We start from the raw sequence: 17,806 nt of genomic DNA, 5'->3' as shown, positions 1-17,806 counted from the left end.
GACCGGCCTTTCGGCGGATCGCGGCGGATCGGTCTTTCAACCCTCACCCGACCTCCTTCGGAGGCCACCCTCTCCCGCAAGGGGAGAGGGATCTGGGGTTGGCTTCTACGATGCGCTCGCCAGGCCCCGCAGCGCGGCGTTGGCGATGGTCAGCTTGGCGAAGGTCCAGCCGCCGCCGGCCTGCTCGATGTCCTCGACCGTGCGCTTGGCGGCGCGGACGGCCTCGGTGCGCAGGGCGCCCCACGAGGTCACCGCCGCCTTGGCCGAAGCCTCGTCGTCGCCCGCCTGGGCGTTGGCCGCGAACTTCAGCACCGCCTGGGTGATGGCGGTCTGCTCGCTGAGCATGTCCTCGATCAACCGGCGAACGGCCAGGCGCTCGAAGGCGTCACCGCCGACAAACGAGCCGGCCGCCGAGCGCAGGCGGTCGAAGCCGAAAGCCGCGCCCACCTGGTGGTAAAGGCGGGCCACGTTCTCGACCGACCAGCTGGAGGCGTTGCCCAGGTCGACCAGGTCGGCCGCCGTGGTCACTGGCTGGAGCGCCGCCACGGCCTGGGCCAGGGCCTCGGGCGCGCCGTCGGCGACATAGGCCTTGGCCCGCTTGGCGACGGTCTTCTGCTCGAACGGCGACAGGATCGCCGTGCCCAGGCCCGACAGCGCCTTGACCGACGGCCCATAGGCCTCGACCAGCGCCTTGACGGTGGACTTGTCCTTGAACGCCCGGCGGGCCAGCCAGAAGGTCAGGCTGCGCTGGGCGTAGGCCAGGGCCTTGTACAGCGCCAGCTGGCCGCCGGCCGAGGCCTTGCCGTCCAGGGCCGAGACCTGGTCCCACAGGGCGTCGACGCCCAGGATCTCTCGGGCCGCAGCGAAGGCGATGACCAGGGCCGTGGTGTCACAGCCGGCGGCGGCCTTCAGGCGGCTCGGGAAGGTCGGGCCGCACATGTTGATCATCTGGTTGTCCAGGACCGTGGCGATGATCTCGCGCCGCAGACGGTGCTGCTGCATGGCCTCGCCGTACTGGCCCAGGGCCGGCGGGAAATAGCCCTTCAGCGTCGCCTCGAACCACGGATCGTCCGGCGCCTGGGAGGCGACGATGTCGTCGAACAGGTCGATCTTGCCGTAGGCCAGCAGGACGGCCATTTCGGGCCGGGTCAGGCCCTTTCCGGCCTTCTCGCGCTCGGCCAGGGCCGCCGCCTCGGGCAGGCCCTCGACCTTGCGGTCCAGCCGCCCCTTGGCCTCCAGCTCGGCCATGAACCGGGCCTGGGACTCCACCTCCGAGACCGCGTCGCTTTCCATCAGCGACAGGGCCAGGGTCTGGTCGTAGTTGTCGGCCAGGACGTGGCTGGCCACGTCGTCGGTCATGGTCGGCAGGAGCTGGTTGCGGCTCTCGCGCGTCAGCTTGCCGCCGCGCTCCAGGATCCCGGTCAGGATCTTGATGTTGACCTCGTGGTCGGAGCTGTCGACCCCGGCCGAGTTGTCGATGGCGTCGGTGTTGATGTGGCCGCCTGCTTGCGCGAACTCGATGCGGCCCGCTTGCGTCAATCCAAGATTGGCGCCCTCGCCCACCACCTTGACCCGCAGGTCGGCGCCGTTGACGCGGATGGCGTCGTTGGCCTTGTCGCCGGCCTCGGCGTTGGTCTCGCCCTTGGCCTTCACATAGGTGCCGATGCCGCCGAGATAGAGCAGCTCGGCCTTCGACTTGAGGATCGCGGTCAGCAGCTCGGCCGGCGAGACGCTCTCGGCCTTGATCTCGAACAGGGCCCGGACTTCCGGCGACAGCGGGATGGTCTTCAGCGAGCGGGCGAAGACCCCGCCGCCCTGGGAGATCAGGCTCTTGTCGTAGTCGTCCCACGACGAGCGCGGCAGCTTGAACATCCGGTCGCGCTCGGCCCACGACTTGGCCGCGTCCGGATCGGGGTCCAGGAAGATGTGGCGATGGTCGAAGGCGGCCAGCAGCCGGGTCTGCTTGGACAGCAGCATGCCGTTGCCGAACACGTCGCCCGACATGTCGCCCACCCCCACGGCGGTGAACGGCTCGGTCTGGATGTCCTTGCCCAGCTCCCGGAAGTGGCGCTTGACCGCTTCCCAGGCGCCGCGGGCGGTGATGCCCATGACCTTGTGGTCGTAGCCSACCGAGCCGCCCGACGCGAAGGCGTCGCCSAGCCAGAACCCGTAATCCTCGGCCACGCCGTTGGCGATGTCGGAGAAGGTGGCCGTACCCTTGTCGGCGGCGACGACCAGATAGGGGTCCTCGCCGTCATGGGCGATCACCCCGATCGGCGGCACGATCTTGTTGTCGGCGTCGATGTTGTCGGTGATGTCCAGCAGGCCCGACAGGAAGGTCTTGTAGGCGCGGATCGCCTCGGCCTGGATGGCGTCGCGGTCGCCGCCGCGCGGCAGATTCTTGGGGAAGAAGCCGCCCTTGGAGCCGACGGGCACGATCACCGCGTTCTTGACCTGCTGGGCCTTGACCAGCCCCAGCACCTCGGTGCGGAAGTCGTCGCGGCGGTCCGACCAGCGCAGGCCGCCCCGGGCGACCGGACCGAAGCGCAGGTGCACGCCCTCGACGTGCGGCGCCGAGACGTAGATCTCGCGATAGGGCTTGGGGGCCGGCAGGTCCTCCAGCTCGCGCGAGGCGATCTTGTAGCTGATGTAGGGCTTGGGCTCGCCGTCCGGACCGACCTGGAAGAAGTTGGTCCGCTGGATGGCGCCGATCAGGGCGGCGATGCGGCGCAGGACGCGGTCGGCGTCCAGGCTCTCGACCGCCTGCAGGGCCTCGACGATGCTGGCCTGGACGGCCTTGGCCTGCTCCTCGCGGGCGGCCAGGTCGGCGTGCACGGCCGGGTCGAACTTGATGCGGAACAGGTCGAGGATCAGGCGGGTGACGCCCGGATTATCCGACAGGGCCTGCTCCTGCACGCCCTGGCTGGGGTCCAGGCCCGACTGCTGGCGATAGCGGGCCAGGGCGCGGACCAGGGCGGCCTCGCGCCAGCCGACGCCCAGTTCCAGCACCAGCCGGTTGAAGCCGTCGCTCTCGGCGCGACCGGTCCAGATGGCGACGAAGGCGGCCTCGAACGCGGCCTTGATGTCGCCGAACGACAGGTGCTCGCCGCGCTCGTCGCGCAGGACGAATTCGTGGACCCAGACCTTGGCGTGGGCGTCCGAAGCCGGGGTCAGCTTGAAGCCGTCCTCGATCAGCGCCTTCAGGCCCATGTGCTCGAGGATCGGCAGCACGTCGGCCAGGGGCGCGGCGGCGCCGGGGCGATAGAGCTTGAAGCGGAAGGTCAGCTTGTCGTCGTCGGCGCGGCGGAAGGCGCGGACCCGCACCTGCTCGCCCTCGGCCAGGTCATCGACCACGGCCAGGTCGGCCAGGGCCTCGGCGGCGTCGTACTGGTCGCGATAGCCGGGCGGGAAGGCGGTCTGCCAGCGGGCCAGGGTCTCGGCGACCCGGCCGGGGGCCCCGCCGTCGCGGACGGCGGCCTCGAAGCGGTCCTCCCAGGTGCGGGCGGTCTCGGCGACCGCGGCCTCCAGCGCGACCAGGTCCGGTTCGCCGTGCTTGCCCGGCGTCACGCCGATCACATAGTGCACACGGGCCAGGGGCGCGTCGGAGAAGCTGGGATAGTAGGCGCTGACCCGGCCCTCATAGGCGTCGGCCAGGATCTTGCCGGCCCGCTCGCGCACGCCGCTGTCGTAGCGCTCGCGCGGCACGAACATCAGCACCGAGATGAAGCGGTCGAAGGGGTCGTTGCGGGCGAACAGCCGCACGCGCGGCCGGTCGTAGAGGTGCAGCACCCCCATGGCCATCGTCAGCAGCTCGTCTTCCGAGATCTGGAAAAGCTCGTCGCGCGGCCAGGTCTCCAGGATGTTGCGCAGGCGCTTGCCGCTGTGGCCTTCGGGATCCTTGCCGGCCTCCTTGAGGACGTGCTTCACCTTGCGGCGGATCACCGGCACCTCGTGGGCGGGCGTCTCGTAGGCCTCGGCGGTGAACAGGCCCACGAAGCGGACCTCGCCCGAGGGCTTGCCGTCGGCGCCGTACCGGCGCACCCCGACATAGTCCATGTAGCCGCGGCGGTGGACCTTGGAGCGCAGGTTCGACTTGGCCACCACCAGGGGGGCGCCCAGCAGGAGGTGGTCGCGGACCTGGGGCGACAGGATCGCCGGCTCGCTGCCCCGGCGCAGCACGGTCAGGGTCTGGTCGCGCAGGACGCCCAGGCTGCCCTCGGGCTGGTACAGCGGCTCCTCGGCCGCGTAGCCGCCGTCAGGCGTGCGGGGATATTCATAGACCCGGGCGCCCAGGAACACGAAGCGGTCGCCCTCCAGCCAGTCCAGGAAGTCCAGGCTCTCCTCGCGCTGGTTCTGGTCGATCGGGGCCTTGGAGGCGCGCAGCTCATCGATCGTGCGGCGGATCAGGGCCTTCATGGCGTCGAAGTCGTCGACCGCCAGCTGGACGTCCGCCAGGGCGTCGCGGACGGCGTCGACCAGGGCCGCCTCGCGGTCCTCGCCCACCGGGGCCAGATAGACCTGGATCATCGAGCGGCGGCCGGCGGGGGTCTCGATCACCGGGTGGAACATGGCCCGCACCGAGAAGCCCTGCTCGGCGATGGCGCCCATGATGCTGTCGACCAGGAACGGACGGTCGGGCTGGACGATCTCCAGCAGGTCGCCCTTCAGGTCGGTCCCATCAGCCCGGACAGCGGGGCGGACGCGGATGCAGAGGGGTTCGCAGGCGGCCTCGCCGAAGCGCCAGAAGTCGACCAGGGCGTGGGCGATGTCGTCGGACTCGAAGCCCGGCAGCTCCTCGGCTGACCAGTCCTCCTGGACCTGGGCGGCGAACTGGGCCTGCGGTGCGGTCAGCTTGTCCTGCCCCAGGGCCTTGCCGAAGGCCGTGATCAAGCCGCTCGCCGGAGTGGCAGCCGCCTTGGGGTCAAGTTTTGCACCGACCATAGGATTTCCTCGCGAATTTTTGGCGACAACCTAGCCCTTCCAGGCCAGGCTTCAACCTCTGCCAGGCAAAAGCACGGAATATCTTACCGAAGCGAAAACCCCGGGCGCGGAAAACGGAAGCGCCGCCGGTTGGGGGGAACCGGCGGCGCGGGCCCGCCGGGGGGAGGCGGGCGATTCCGCGTCGGACGCTCCAGGAAATCGGTCTGCGTCGCGCGGGGTCGGCGTGGGGGGCCGCCGACAGGAATGTAGATAGGAAGGCCATTTGGGATTTTAAGCCCCCTTGGCCGACTTCTGTCGCGAAGACGACTCCGCGCCGGTTTTTTTGTCCGGCGGCGACTTGCCGGAGGCCCCCGGCGCCCGACGGTTCAGGCTGTCCCCGCTGGGATCGCCGTCTTCCGACAGCAGGATGGCGATCCAGCGCGTGCCGTCGAACTGGGCCAGGATCAGCATCGCCGCCACGGTCAGGGGCGTGGACAGGAACATGCCGGTCACGCCCCACAGGGCGCCCCAGACCGCCAGGGACAGCAGGACGACGGTCGGGTCCATGTTCAGGCTGTCGCCCTGCATGCGCGGGTAGATCACGTTGCCGACCACGAAGAAGATCGCTTCCAGGCAGCCGAACAGGATCAGGGCCGGCCAGAAGCTGTCGGGGAACTGCACCAGGGCGAACAGCGGCGGCAGGATGCAGCCGATCGCGCCGCCGATGATCGGGATGTAGGCGGCCACGAAGATCAGGAAAGCCCAGAACAGGGCGTTGTCCAGCCGCAGCAGCATCATCACCACCCAGGCGGCGACGGCGATCATCAGGCCGGTGACGGTCTGGATCCACAGGTACTGCTCCACCCCGTTGCGGATTCGCTGGAACAGCTGCATCGCGCCGTCCCGCTCGGCATGGTGGGGATAGAGCGCGACGATCTTGCGACTGAACCCGCGCCGGGAGGCGATGATGAAGCCCAGATAGATCAGCACCAGGATGGCGCTGGAGGCGAAGTTCTGCAGGCTCTGGGCGGCCGCCCCCGCGTACTTGCTGGGATTGAGCTGGTTGATCAGGTCGCCGATCGTCGGCGCCACCTTGATGCCGACCAGGGCAGCCACCTTGGCGATCACCTCGTTCAGCCGCGGGGCGTAGTCGCGGATCTGGCTGACGAACTCCGCGCCGTTCGACGTCACGACCCAGACCGCGCCGGCGAACATGCCGATCGACAGGACGATGGCGCTGGGCAGGGCCAGGGCCTTGGGAAAGCGCGGCACCCGCTCGACCAGCACGCGGGCGAAGCTGTCGATCATCACGGCCAGGAACACGGCCATGGCCAGGGGCGTGAGGATGTCCTGCATCCAGTACAGGGCCGCGCCGCCGGCGATGACCGCCAGGAACACCAGGGCGTTGCGACCGGTGATCGACGCGGGAATGGCCATCGGGGAATCTCTTTCTCGGTCGTCGACTTGAGCGTCTGCATAAAGACTGGGGGCACATTGCGCGAGCCGATTGGCGGCGCGCAAGGCCGGGGCTAGGCTTAAGTCCCCAATGTGAAGGACGTTGCGTATGACCCTGGCGATCGGCGAAGGCGAAATCCTCATCGGGCTCAGCCAGGGAGGGGCCGGAGACGGGCCCGTGACCCAGCGCCTGGACCGCTCCAACCGCCACGGCGTGGTGGCCGGGGCGACCGGCACGGGCAAGACCGTCACCCTGCAGGTCATGGCCCAGGCCTTCGCCGACGCGGGGGTCCCGGTGTTCGCCGCCGACGTGAAGGGCGACCTCTCGGGCGTGGCCATGATCGGCGCGCCCAACGCCAAGATGCAGGAGCGCGCCGCGTCGATGGGCCTGACCCTGACGCCGTCCGCCCCGCCGGTGGTGCTGTGGGACCTGTTCGGCCAGAAGGGCCACCCGATCCGCACCACCATCTCCGAGATGGGCCCGGTGCTGCTGTCGCGGCTGCTCGAGCTGAACGACGTGCAGGAAGGCGTGCTGACGGTGGTCTTCCACGTCGCCGACCAGGACGGCCTCTTGCTGCTGGACCTGAAGGACCTGCAGGCGGCCCTGAAATACGTCGCCGACCACGCCGCCGAGATCGGCACCCAGTACGGCAACGTCTCGCCGGCCACCGTCGGCGCCATCCAGCGCAAGCTGCTGACCCTGCAAAGCCAGGGAGCCGAGAACTTCTTCGGCGAGCCGGCCCTGAAGCTGGCCGACATCATGCGCGTCGACGTGGCGGGACGCGGCTACGTCAACCTGCTGGCGGCCGACCGGCTGATCCAGTCGCCCAAGCTCTATTCGACCTTCCTGCTGTGGCTGCTGTCGGAGCTGTTCGAGGAGCTGCCCGAGGTGGGCGACCCGGACAAGCCCAAACTAGTGTTCTTCTTCGACGAGGCCCACCTGCTGTTCAACGACGCCGAGAAGCCGCTGCTGGAGAAGATCGAGCAGGTCGTGCGGCTGATCCGCTCCAAGGGCGTGGGCATCTATTTCGTCACCCAGAACCCGGCCGACATCCCCGACGCCGTGCTGGGCCAGCTGGGCGCGCGGGTGCAGCACGCGCTGCGGGCCTACACCCCGGCCGACCAGAAGGGGCTGAAGGCCGCCGCCCAGTCGTTCCGCGAAAACCCGGCCTTCGACACCGCCGAGACCATCCAGGCCCTGGGCGTGGGCGAGGCGCTGATCTCGACCCTCGACGCCAAGGGCGCGCCCTGCGTGGTCCAGAAGACCCTGATCCGCCCGCCGGCCTCGCGCCTGGGTCCGCTGACGCCGGAAGAGCGCGCGGCCCTGATCGCCCGGAGCCCGGTCGCCGGGCTCTACGACCAGGCGCTGGACCGCGAGTCCGCCTACGAGGTCCTGCAGGGACGGGCCAGCCAGGCGCAGCAGCAGGCCGCCACGGCCGCCGTCCAGGTCGAGGCCGAGCGCCAGCGGGCGGCGGCCGAGAAGGTCCGGGAACGGGAGGAGGCGCGCGAGGCCCGGGCCGCGCCGCGGCCCCGGGCGTCCAGCCGCCAGTCGGTGGCCGAGGCCTTCGCCACCTCGCTGGTCCGCACGATCGCCAGCCAGGCCGGCCGCGAGATCATGCGCGGCCTGCTGGGCGGCATGTCGCGGCGGCGATGATCCCTTAAGCGGCCTTGCGGCGGCGCGGCTTCTTCGCGGGCTTGTAGGCGGAGGCGGCGCTGGCCAGGGTCCAGGCCGACAGGCTGTCGACGGGCGACGGGCGGCCGATGGCGTAGCCCTGCAGCTMGGCGCAGTTCTCGCCGCGCAGGAAGTCGATCTGCTCCTGGGTCTCCACGCCCTCGGCCACGCACGGGATCTCCAGGCTGCGGCCCAGGCCCAGCACGGCGCGGACGATCACGGTCGCGCGGTCGTGGCGGTGGATGTTCTCGACGAAGCTCTTGTCGATCTTGATCTTGTCGAACGGGAACGACTGCAGGGTCGACAGCGACGAGAAGCCGGTCCCGAAGTCGTCCATGGCGATACGCACGCCCAGGGCCTTCAGCCGGCGCAGGTTGTCGAGCGCCCGCTGGTAGTCCTTGAACAGGGCGCTTTCGGTGATCTCCAGCTCCAGCCGCCTGGGCGACAGGCCGGTGGCCACCAGCACCTCGTGCACCAGGGTCGGCAGGTTGGGCTGGTTCAGCTGCAGCGGCGACAGGTTGACCGCGATGCGCAGCGGACGCTCCCAGGTGACGGCGTCGGCGCAGGCGCGGCGCAGCACCCACTCGCCCAGCTGGGTGATCAGGCCGTTCTCCTCGGCCACCGGGATGAACTCCAGCGGCGGGACCATGCCGCGCACCGGGTGGTTCCAGCGCACCAGCGCCTCGAAGCCGCACACCTCGCCGTCGGCCGCCTTGGCCAGCGGCTGGTAGTAGACGACCAGGTCCTCGTCGGCGATCGCCTGGCGCAGCTCGCGGGCCAGGGTCCGGCGCTCGCGGATCGACTCGTCCATCTCGCGCTTGAAGAAGCGATAGGCGCCGCGGCCGCTTTCCTTGGCGCGGTACAGGGCCATGTCGGCGTTGGCCAGCAGGGCCTCGGCGGTGCGGCCGTCGTCGGGGAACAGCGACACGCCCAGGCTGGCGCCCATGGCCAGCTCCTGGCCTTCGTGCATCGCCGGGGCCGCCAGGGCCTCCAGCAGCCGGCCGGCCAGCTCGGCGGCGGCGGCGGGCTGATCGCCGGCGGCCACCTGGACGACGATGAACTCGTCGCCGCCGAGGCGGGCGGCGAAGGACGGGGCGGTCAGGCTGTCCTGCAGGCGGCGCGCGGTCTCGACCAGCAGGGCGTCGCCCGCCAGGTGACCGTGCAGGTCATTGGCTTCCTTGAAGTGGTCCAGGTCGATGCAGATCAGCGACAGGGTCTCGCCCGAGGCCTCGACGCGGTCGAGGGCGGCGGCCAGGCGGGCCTGCAGCGAATTGCGGTTGGGCAGGCCGGTCAGGCCGTCGTGTTCGGCCAGGTAGCGGATCTTCTCCTCGGCCGAGCGGCGTTCGCGCAGGTCGCGGACCGCCAGCACGGTCAGGCCCGAGGTCTCCTGGCGGGCGCCGTCGTCCATCAGGCGCGAGAACACCTCGACCGGGATCGCCCGGCCGCCGTCGGCCGGCTGCAGCACGCCTTCGCGGCGCACGCCCTCGCGCGGCGGCCCCTCGGTGTCGAAGGTCAGCAGGTTGGACAGCGGCGTGCGCAGCAGGCCGTCCAGGTCGAGGCCGACCAGCTCGCAGAAGGCGGCGTTGGCGTCGTTGATACGGCCGTCCTGGACCACCACGATGCCTTCATAGGCGGCGTTGGCCAGGCGGCGGATGCGGTCCAGGGCCGAGCGGCTGGTCGAGGACTCGATGGCCACCGCGCCCAGGCCGCCCAGGATGATCATGCCGGTGATCGACACCACGGCCAGGGTCAGGATCGCGCCCGACAGCATCTGGTCGGGCACGTTGATCGAGGGATCGGGCACGATGGTGATCGCGCCCATGCCGATGAAATGCAGGGCGCAGACGCCCAGGGTCAGGACGGCGCCGCCGCCCAGTTGCTTGAGCAGGCTGCGCGCGCGACCAGCCAGCTGAAGCGCGCCCGCCGCGCCGATGACGCCGGCCAGGACGGACAGGGCGATGGTGGCCTGCTCCCACTGCACGAAGCCCTGGGTCACGAAGGCCGACATGCCGGTATAGTGCATCGCCGCGATGCCCATGCCCAGGATCAAGCCGCCGGCGAAGTCGTTGGTGCGGGTGCGCTGGGCCGAGGCCACGGCGAAGCCGCCGGCCATGAACAGCACCGCGATCATCAGCGACAGCAGGGTGCCGGACGGGCTGTAGCCGGTCTTCAGGCCGGGGCTGTAGGCGACCATGGCGATGAAGTGGGTGGCCCAGACGCCCGATCCGGCCACCAGGCCGGTCAGCAGCAGCCAGGCGGCCCGCACCACGCCCTTGGCCCCACGCATCCGCGAATAGAGGCGGAACGCCGTGAAGCAGGCGGCGAAGCAGATCAGTCCGGCGACCACGACCAAACGCAGGTCATGCTCCGTCGTCAGGCAGGTCAAAACCTTCAGCAAGCGCAGGTCCCCCAGGGCATTCGTCCTAGGAATACCGGGGAAGATGCAAAAAAAGCGTTTCGCTATAAGGCCGTGTTCTGAAGGCCTAGTCGACGGCCTCGGCGAGGCCCTTGCGCCGCGATAGCTGGTGCTCCCTCCAGCTGATGAACAGGGTCGAGGCCACGACGATCGCCGCGCCCAGAAGCACGGCCGGACTGGGCGTCTCGTGGAACAGCACCAGGCCGGCGACCACCGCGAACACCAGGCGGGTATAGTCGATCKGGGCCATCACCGCCGCCTCGCCCGCCTCCATGCCCTTGATGTAGCAGCCCTGGGTCAGGGTGCCGATCACGCCCATCAGCGCCAAGAGTCCCAGGTCCGGCAGGCTGGGCCAACGCCAGACGAACAGGGCCGGCGGGATCGAGAAGACCAGGCCCAGGCCCGCCGCGTAGACCAGCAGGGTGAAGGGCGAATGGTCGCGGGTCATCACCTTCATGCCGGTGATGGTCAGGGCGAACAGCAGGGCCGAGGCCAGGGCCGCCGCCTGAGGCCAGCCCAGCCAGTGGGCCGCGCCCGCCCCGCCCGGCTTCAGCATGACCAGCACGCCGACGAAGCCGATCAGCGCCGCGCCGATCCGCAAGGGTCCCACGGGCTCGCGCAGCACCAGCCCCGCCAGCGGCACCAGCCACAGGGTGCGGGTGAACGACAGGGCGTTGGCGTCGGCCAGCGGCAGCTCCTGATAGGCGTAGAAGGCCAGGATCATGGCCAGCACCCCGGCGCTGGACCGGAACACCAGGATGCCGGGCCGCGTGGTCCGCAGGGCCCCACGCCAGTCGCGCGCCACCAGCGGCAGCAGGATCACCGCCCCGGCCAACTGTCGGTAGAAGGTCTGCAGCGCGGCCGGATAGCCCGCGCCCAGATACTTGATCAGCGTGGTCATGGCGGTGAACAGCACCGCCGAGGCCAGCATCCACAGCGCCCCGCGCAGGTTCGGCGTCAGGCGCGCCCCGAAAGCCCGCCCGGCGGCGATCACGCTCATTGGGTCKGGCTCATTGGGTCGGGCTCATTGGGCCAGGCTCATTGGGCCAAGCTCATTGGGTCTGCGAGGCGATCATCGCCGCCCGCATCTGCTCGGCCTGTTCGGGCGAGATCCCCATGGCCGACAGCAGGGGCGAGGGCGCGGCGCGGTCCCAGGCGTGACGACCGCCGACCGTGATCCCGCCGTCGACCACGATGTGTGTGCCGGTCACGAACTCGGAATCGTCGCTGGCCAGGTAGAGGGCGGCGCGGGCGATGTCGTCGGGCAGGCCGGCCTTGGGGATCGGCTGGATCTTGGGTCCGACCTCGGCGACCCGGGCGGCCATCTGGTCGGCGACCTCGCGCGGCAGGCCCATCGAGGCGCCGAAGATCGAGGTGGCGATCAGGCCGGGGCAGATGGCGTTGACCCGGATCTTCAGCGGCGACAGCTCGGCCGCCGCGCATTTGCTCATGTGGATCACCGCGGCCTTGGCCGTCGAATAGGCCAGGGGACCGAAACCCGCCTGCAGGCCGGCGATCGAGGCGGTATTGATGATGCTGCCGCCCCCGCGCTCCAGCATCAGCGGCAGGGCGTGCTTCATGCCCAGCACCGGCCCGCGCAGCAGCAGGGCGAAGGTGGCGTCCCAGCCCTCGGCGGTCATGTCGGCCACGCCGTTGGGCGCCCCGCCCATGCCGGCGTTGTTGAACAGGATGTCGAGGCCGCCGAAGGCCTCCTGCGCCAGTTCCACGGCCGCGGCGATCTGGCTTTCATGGGTGACGTCACAGGGCGCGAAGCGCACCTTGCCCGCGAAACGCTTCTCCAGCATCGCCCCCTTCTCGGCCTGCAGGTCGGCGGCGACCACGCTGGCGCCCTGCGCCACGAACAGCTCCACCGTTCCCAGGCCGATGCCCGAGCACCCGCCGGTGACCACCGCAACCTTGCCGTCCAGACGTCCCGTCATGCGCCGCTCCCTTTGGCCGCGCGCGACCTCTGGAGACCGGGCCGCTGCGTCAGGCGCGACCATCCTGGCGCGCCGAAGCGCGCCTGGCTAGGACTAAGTGAACAGCGTTCAGGCTTGTTGGCGAGCGGGCGCCGGCTGCGGCCGGTTGAACACCAGGCTGAACAGCAGCCAGACCGCGCAGGGCAGCAGGACCACCGCCCAGGCCAGGACCAGTCCGGCCAGGCCGAACACCGCCGCGACGCGCTGCGCCAGGCGGGGCCGCTCGACCTTCCCGGTCGGCGGCAGATAGATCTTCAAGCTCATCGTCCCCCCAGACCATCAGAGCGCGCCAAATCAGCCGCCCGGGCGTATTCCGCACGAGCAGCGTCGGACCCTTTGCGGGAAGCGGCCTGCCTGGCAATCGCTTTCCCCAAATCGCGTATGGCCGGCCCCATCAGGTGCCAGGGCTCAACGCAGTAGCGGGTGAACAGGCGCTGGGGGTCGACGGCCAGGCGGAACAGCCATTCCATGCCCACCTGCCCCATCCAGCGGGGCGAGGGGCGCTGGACGCCGGCCTCGTAGTCGAACGCCCCGCCGACCGTGAAGGTCACACAGGCGCCCAGCTTGGACTGGTTCTCCAGGACCCAGATCTCCTGGCGCGGCATGCCCATGCCGACCAGCACGACGTCGGGCCGGTAGGCGTTGATCGCGTCGATCACCGCCTGGTTCTCGGCCGAGCCGGGCGTGGCGTCGAAATAGCCGTGGTGGGTGGCGAGCCGCGCCCCCGGCCAGTCGGCCCGGATGCGCGCGGCCGCCTTCTCGCCGACGCCCGACGCGCCGCCCACGAAGAAGACCTTCCAGTTCTCGCGGATGGCGCGCTCCCAGAAGGCGTCGCGCCAGTCCAGATAGGTGCAGCGGTGGAACCGGCGGCTGGCCCGGCCGACGATGCGGGCCCAGAAGATCACGGGCACGGAGTCGACTTCGATCAGGTCGGACTTGCGGAAGAACTCGGCGATCCGCTCGTCCTTGCGGATCAGGTACAGGCTGTGGAGGTTGTGGTTGGCGACCACCGCGCTTTCGCGCGCCGCGATCTTGCCAGCCACGAAGTGGAAGACCTCCTCGGGACGGACCAGGTCCATCGCGCCGCCGAGAACCTGCACGCGCTCTTCAGGGCGGCGGCTCATACGGAAGTTCTGACGCACCTCCGGAAAGAAGGCGTCCCTCGCTGGCAGCAACATCTGAGACCGACTCCGACGACTTGGAGCACAGGTCTACAGGAACAGGCTTAGCCGTTTCCCAAGAAGGATGCTTAGCGACGCTTAACCTTGAAGTCTTCAGTTCAAGAACGATTCACCATTTAAAGTTCTGACGACCAACATCGATCATGGTTACCCGAAGATTTCCGCTTCCGAGGACCACGACCGATGTGTGTCGAGATGTCGCAAGCTATTCGTTGACGACCACGACCTTGCCCATGGCCTTGCGGCTGGCCAGGTGGGCGATGGCGTCGCCGGCCTTGGCCAGGGGGAAGCGCTCGGAGACATAGGGCTTGATCTTGCCGGCCGCGTAGAGGTCCATCAGCTCGCGGACGTTCTGGGCATGGCCCTTGGGGTCGCGGGCCACCGACGCGCCCCAGAACACCCCGACGATGTCGCACGACTTCAGCAGGGTCAGGTTCAGCGGGATCTTGGGGATGCCCGACGGGAAGCCGATCACCAGGAAGCGGCCGTTCCAGCCGGCGGCGCGGATCGTGGCCTCGGAATAGTCGCCGCCGACCGCGTCATAGGCCACGTCCCAGCCGTTCGGCCCGCAGGCGTCCTTGATCAGGGTCGCCAGGGCCTTCTGGCCGTCCTTGTCGAACGGGCCGCGCGGATAGACCACCCCGGCGTCGGCCCCGTGCTTGATGGCCAGGTCGACCTTTTCCTGACTGGAGCAGGCGGCGATCACCCGCGCCCCGGCCGCCTTGCCCAGCTCCACCGCCGCCAGGCCCACGCCGCCGGCCGCGCCCAGCACCAGCAGGGTCTCGCCGGCCTTCAGATGGCCGCGGTCCTTCAGGGCGTAGTACGAGGTGCCGTAGGTCAGGATGAAGGCGGCGGCCTCGTCGAAGGGCATGTTGTCGGGGATCGGCGTGCAGCGGTTGGCGTCCAGCGCCACCTGCTCGGCCATGCCGCCCCAGCCGGTCGAGGCCAGCACCCGCTGGCCGACCTTCAGGGTGGTGACGCCCTCGCCCACCGAGGTGACCAGGCCCGAGACCTCGCCGCCCGGGGCGAACGGCCGCTCGGGCTTGAACTGGTACTTGTCCTCGATGATCAGCACGTCGGGATAGTTGACGCCGCAGGCCTTGACGGCCAGCACCACCTGCCCCGGACCGGCGACGGGATCGGGAAGCTCCTCCAGCACCAGGGTCTCGGGTCCGCCCACGGTCTTGCTGAGCACCGCCTTCATCTCGTCTCTCTCCCGCTGTCTTCGTTGCGCGTTCTTCGTTAAGGAGCCGGACGCTAGCGCAGCGCCGCCGGCCAAGGAAGCAGAATGTCAAACAAACGTTTTACCCTCGCCTTGCACGGCGGCGCCGGGTCCAAGCGCGGTCACGACTACGGCGTCGAGATCGCCCACATGCGCGGGCTGATCGAGGCGGCGCGCGACCGGCTGGCGGCGGGGGCCGGCGCCCTGGACGTGGCGGTCGAGACGGTTGTCGCCCTGGAGGCCAGCGGCCTCTACATCGCCGGCAAGGGCGCCTCGCCCAACGCCGACGGCGAATACGAGCTGGACGCCAGCCTGATGGACGGCGCGAGCCTGAAGGCCGGGTCGGTGGCCGCCCTGCAGGGCTTCGAGAGCCCGATCCTGGCCGCCCGGGCGGTGATGGAGAAGACGCCCCACGTGATGCTGRCTGGCGAGGGCGCCATGGCCTTCGCCCGCGAGCAGGGCCTGAAGACCATCGCCGATCCGGCGACCTGGTTCACCCACGCCGGCGCCTTCGAGGCCAACCATGCGCCCGATGTCCTGCCGACGGGCACCGTGGGCTGCGTGGTCCGCGACGGCGAGGGGCGCCTCGCGGCGGCGACCTCGACCGCGGGCGTGTTCGGCAAGCTGCCCGGCCGGGTCGGCGACTCGCCCATCATCGGGGCCGGCGCCTGGGCCGACGGCCATGCGGCGGTGTCGTGCACCGGCCAGGGCGAGTACTTCATCCGCACCGCCGTCGCCGCCCAGATCGCCCACCGGGTGCGGTTCGGCGGCGAGAGCCTGGAGGCCGCCGCCCGCGCCGCCATCCAGGGCGTGGCCGACCTGGGCGGCCACGGCGGACTGGTCGCGGTGGACCGCGACGGAAACGTCGCCATGCCCTTCGCCTCCAGCGGCCTCAAGCGCGCGGCCCTGCTGCCGGACGGCTCGATCGTCTCCGAAGCCTTCTGAGGGGCGCCGTCCAGAAACCGTCATGACCGGCCGATAGAAGCCGCCTGCCTCGTCGCGAGGCGCCGCCCGCCGTCCCGCGCCGCGTCGCGGCGCCCGGCGTTGAACGGCCGACCGGTGATCGATAAGGGTACCCGCATGCATGAACACGCCGGCCGCCAGGCCCGACCCGAAGACCTGATCGATCTCGATGCGCTGACCCGCGCCTATTACCAGGTCCACCCCGATCCGGCCAATGTCGCCCACCGCGTCGCCTTCGGCACCTCGGGCCATCGGGGCTCCAGCCTCGATGCGGCCTTCAACGAGGATCACATCCTGGCCGTGGCCCAGGCCATCGCGGAATACCGCGCCGCCCAGGGGATCACCGGCCCGCTGTTCGTCGGCCGCGACACCCACGGCCTGTCCGAGCCCGCCTGGCGCACCACGCTGGAGGTGCTGGTCGCCAACGGGGTCGAGACCCTGGTCGACTCGCGCGACGGCTTCACCCCCACCCCGGCGGTGTCGCTGGCCATCCTCGAGCACAACCGGATCGCCCCCGGCAGCGCCGACGGGATCCTGCTGACCCCGTCGCACAACCCGCCGCGCGACGGCGGCATCAAGTACAATCCCCCGTCCGGCGGCCCGGCCGGCGGCGAGGCCACCTCGGCGATCGCCGCCCGCGCCAACCAGCTGCTGGAAGGCGGGCTGAAGGACGTCAAGCGCATCCCGTTCGAGCGCGCCCTGGCCACCGCCAAGCGCCACGACTTCCTGGCCCAGTATGTCGACGCCCTGCCCACGATCCTGGACCTGGACCTGATCCGCTCGGCCGGCGTGCGGATCGGGGCCGACCCGCTGGGCGGCGCCGCCGTCGCCTACTGGGGCGCGATCGCCGACCGCCACCGCCTGGACCTGACCGTGGTCAACGACGCCGTCGACCCGCGCTGGGCCTTCATGCCGCTCGACACCGACGGCAAGATCCGCATGGACTGCTCGTCCTCGGCGGCCATGGCCAAGCTGATCGACATCATGAAGGGCGGGGCCAAGTTCGACGTCGCCACCGGCAACGACGCCGACGCCGACCGCCACGGGATCGTCACCCCCGACGGCGGTCTGATGAATCCCAACCACTATCTGGCCGCCTCGATCGCCTATCTGTTCGCCAACCGCCCGGCCTGGGGCGCGGGGGTGGCGGTGGGCAAGACCCTGGTCTCGTCCTCGATGATCGACCGCGTGGTGGCGGGCCTCGGCCGCCGCCTGCTGGAGGTGCCGGTCGGCTTCAAGCACTTCGTGCCCGGCCTGCTGGACGGCTCGGTGGGCTTCGGCGGCGAGGAGTCGGCCGGGGCGTCGTTCCTGCGCCGGGACGGCTCGGTCTGGACCACCGACAAGGACGGCCTGCTGCTGGCCCTGCTGGCCGCCGAGATCCAGGCCAAGACCGGCCAGAGCGCCAGCCGGCTCTACAAGGGCCTGACCGACCAATACGGCGCGCCGTCCTACGCCCGCATCGACGCCCCGGCCAACCGGGCGGAAAAGGCCCGACTGGGCGCGCTCAGCCCCTCGGACGTGACCGCCAAGGACCTGGCCGGCGAGCCGATCACCGACATCCTGACCAAGGCCCCCGGCAACGGCGAGGCCATCGGCGGCCTGAAGGTGACGACCAAGAACGCCTGGTTCGCGGCGCGGCCGTCGGGCACCGAGGACGTCTACAAGATCTATGCGGAATCGTTCCTGGGTCCGGAGCATCTGAAGTCGGTGCAGGCCGAGGCGCGCGAGGTGGTGGCGACGGCGTTGAAGGGCTAGGCGCAGGCGCGGCTCTTCGACCTCGGGCTTTCGCGGCGAGGGGGTGGGGAGGCGCGGAGCGGGCCGGGCTTCGCCCGGAGACCGTGAGTGTGTGTTTGCGTTTCGGCTTGGCTCGACCGCTCCGCGRAACCGTTCTTCTCAAGGGACGGCGACTGAGGGCCTGTTTCATCCCGGTCGACGTTCCCCCTCGGGCGGGCAGGATCAGGTCGCCCGGAAGGGGCCGTCGGCGACTCCGACTGATCC

11 protein-coding genes are annotated in these 17,806 nt (G+C 70.2%); 3 read left to right on the top strand and 8 right to left on the bottom strand.

Translation table 11 applies throughout. From position 1 onward, the window contains the following. Positions 1-105: 105 nt before the first annotated feature. Positions 106-4,941, bottom strand: coding sequence for an NAD-glutamate dehydrogenase (locus tag AC1U89_RS21975; protein ID WP_479901767.1), 4,836 nt, complete (start codon positions 4,939-4,941; stop codon positions 106-108). A 270-nt stretch (positions 4,942-5,211) separates the two neighbouring features. Then, complete coding sequence (locus AC1U89_RS21970; RefSeq protein ID WP_479901766.1) at positions 5,212-6,357, bottom strand: AI-2E family transporter; 1,146 nt, start codon at positions 6,355-6,357, stop codon at positions 5,212-5,214. A 127-nt stretch (positions 6,358-6,484) separates the two neighbouring features. Between AC1U89_RS21970 and AC1U89_RS21965 the strand changes: the two genes are divergently transcribed. Beyond that, positions 6,485-8,029, top strand: a complete 1,545-nt coding sequence (locus AC1U89_RS21965; RefSeq protein ID WP_479901765.1) for a helicase HerA-like domain-containing protein — start codon at positions 6,485-6,487, stop codon at positions 8,027-8,029. A gap of 4 nt (positions 8,030-8,033) precedes the next feature. On the opposite strand, the gene AC1U89_RS21960 is transcribed toward AC1U89_RS21965, so the two are convergent. From AC1U89_RS21960 to AC1U89_RS21935, 6 genes are all read right to left on the bottom strand, one after another. Beyond that, positions 8,034-10,460 (bottom strand): bifunctional diguanylate cyclase/phosphodiesterase, encoded by a 2,427-nt coding sequence (locus AC1U89_RS21960; protein WP_479901827.1) that lies wholly within the window; start codon positions 10,458-10,460, stop codon positions 8,034-8,036. A 70-nt stretch (positions 10,461-10,530) separates the two neighbouring features. Then, complete coding sequence (locus tag AC1U89_RS21955) at positions 10,531-11,463, bottom strand: DMT family transporter (protein WP_479901764.1); 933 nt, start codon at positions 11,461-11,463, stop codon at positions 10,531-10,533. 52 nt (positions 11,464-11,515) lie between these two features. Next, a complete protein-coding gene (locus tag AC1U89_RS21950) occupies positions 11,516-12,403 on the bottom strand; it encodes an SDR family NAD(P)-dependent oxidoreductase (protein ID WP_479901763.1) in 888 nt (295 codons plus the stop codon). A 108-nt stretch (positions 12,404-12,511) separates the two neighbouring features. Continuing rightward, positions 12,512-12,706, bottom strand: a complete 195-nt coding sequence (locus AC1U89_RS21945; RefSeq protein ID WP_479901762.1) for a hypothetical protein — start codon at positions 12,704-12,706, stop codon at positions 12,512-12,514. Continuing rightward, a complete protein-coding gene (locus AC1U89_RS21940; RefSeq protein WP_479901761.1) occupies positions 12,703-13,566 on the bottom strand; it encodes a WecB/TagA/CpsF family glycosyltransferase in 864 nt (287 codons plus the stop codon). Before AC1U89_RS21940 ends, AC1U89_RS21945 begins: the two co-directional genes overlap by 4 nt. A gap of 262 nt (positions 13,567-13,828) precedes the next feature. Then, positions 13,829-14,827, bottom strand: coding sequence for an NADPH:quinone oxidoreductase family protein (locus AC1U89_RS21935; protein ID WP_479901760.1), 999 nt, complete (start codon positions 14,825-14,827; stop codon positions 13,829-13,831). Positions 14,828-14,911: 84 nt separating this feature from the next. Between AC1U89_RS21935 and AC1U89_RS21930 the strand changes: the two genes are divergently transcribed. Together AC1U89_RS21930 and pgm are read left to right on the top strand one after the other, a co-directional pair. After that, positions 14,912-15,790: an isoaspartyl peptidase/L-asparaginase family protein gene (locus AC1U89_RS21930; protein ID WP_479901759.1), complete on the top strand. Its 879-nt coding sequence runs from the start codon at positions 14,912-14,914 to the stop codon at positions 15,788-15,790. A gap of 135 nt (positions 15,791-15,925) precedes the next feature. Then, on the top strand, positions 15,926-17,563 hold the full coding sequence (gene pgm, locus AC1U89_RS21925; protein ID WP_479901758.1) for a phosphoglucomutase (alpha-D-glucose-1,6-bisphosphate-dependent): 1,638 nt from the start codon (positions 15,926-15,928) through the stop codon (positions 17,561-17,563). Positions 17,564-17,806: the final 243 nt, after the last annotated feature.

Source organism: Caulobacter sp. 05T431 (assembly GCF_056665975.1).
The sequence above is the reverse complement of the archived record's forward strand: the minus strand, read 5'-3'. Positions and strand labels throughout refer to the sequence as shown.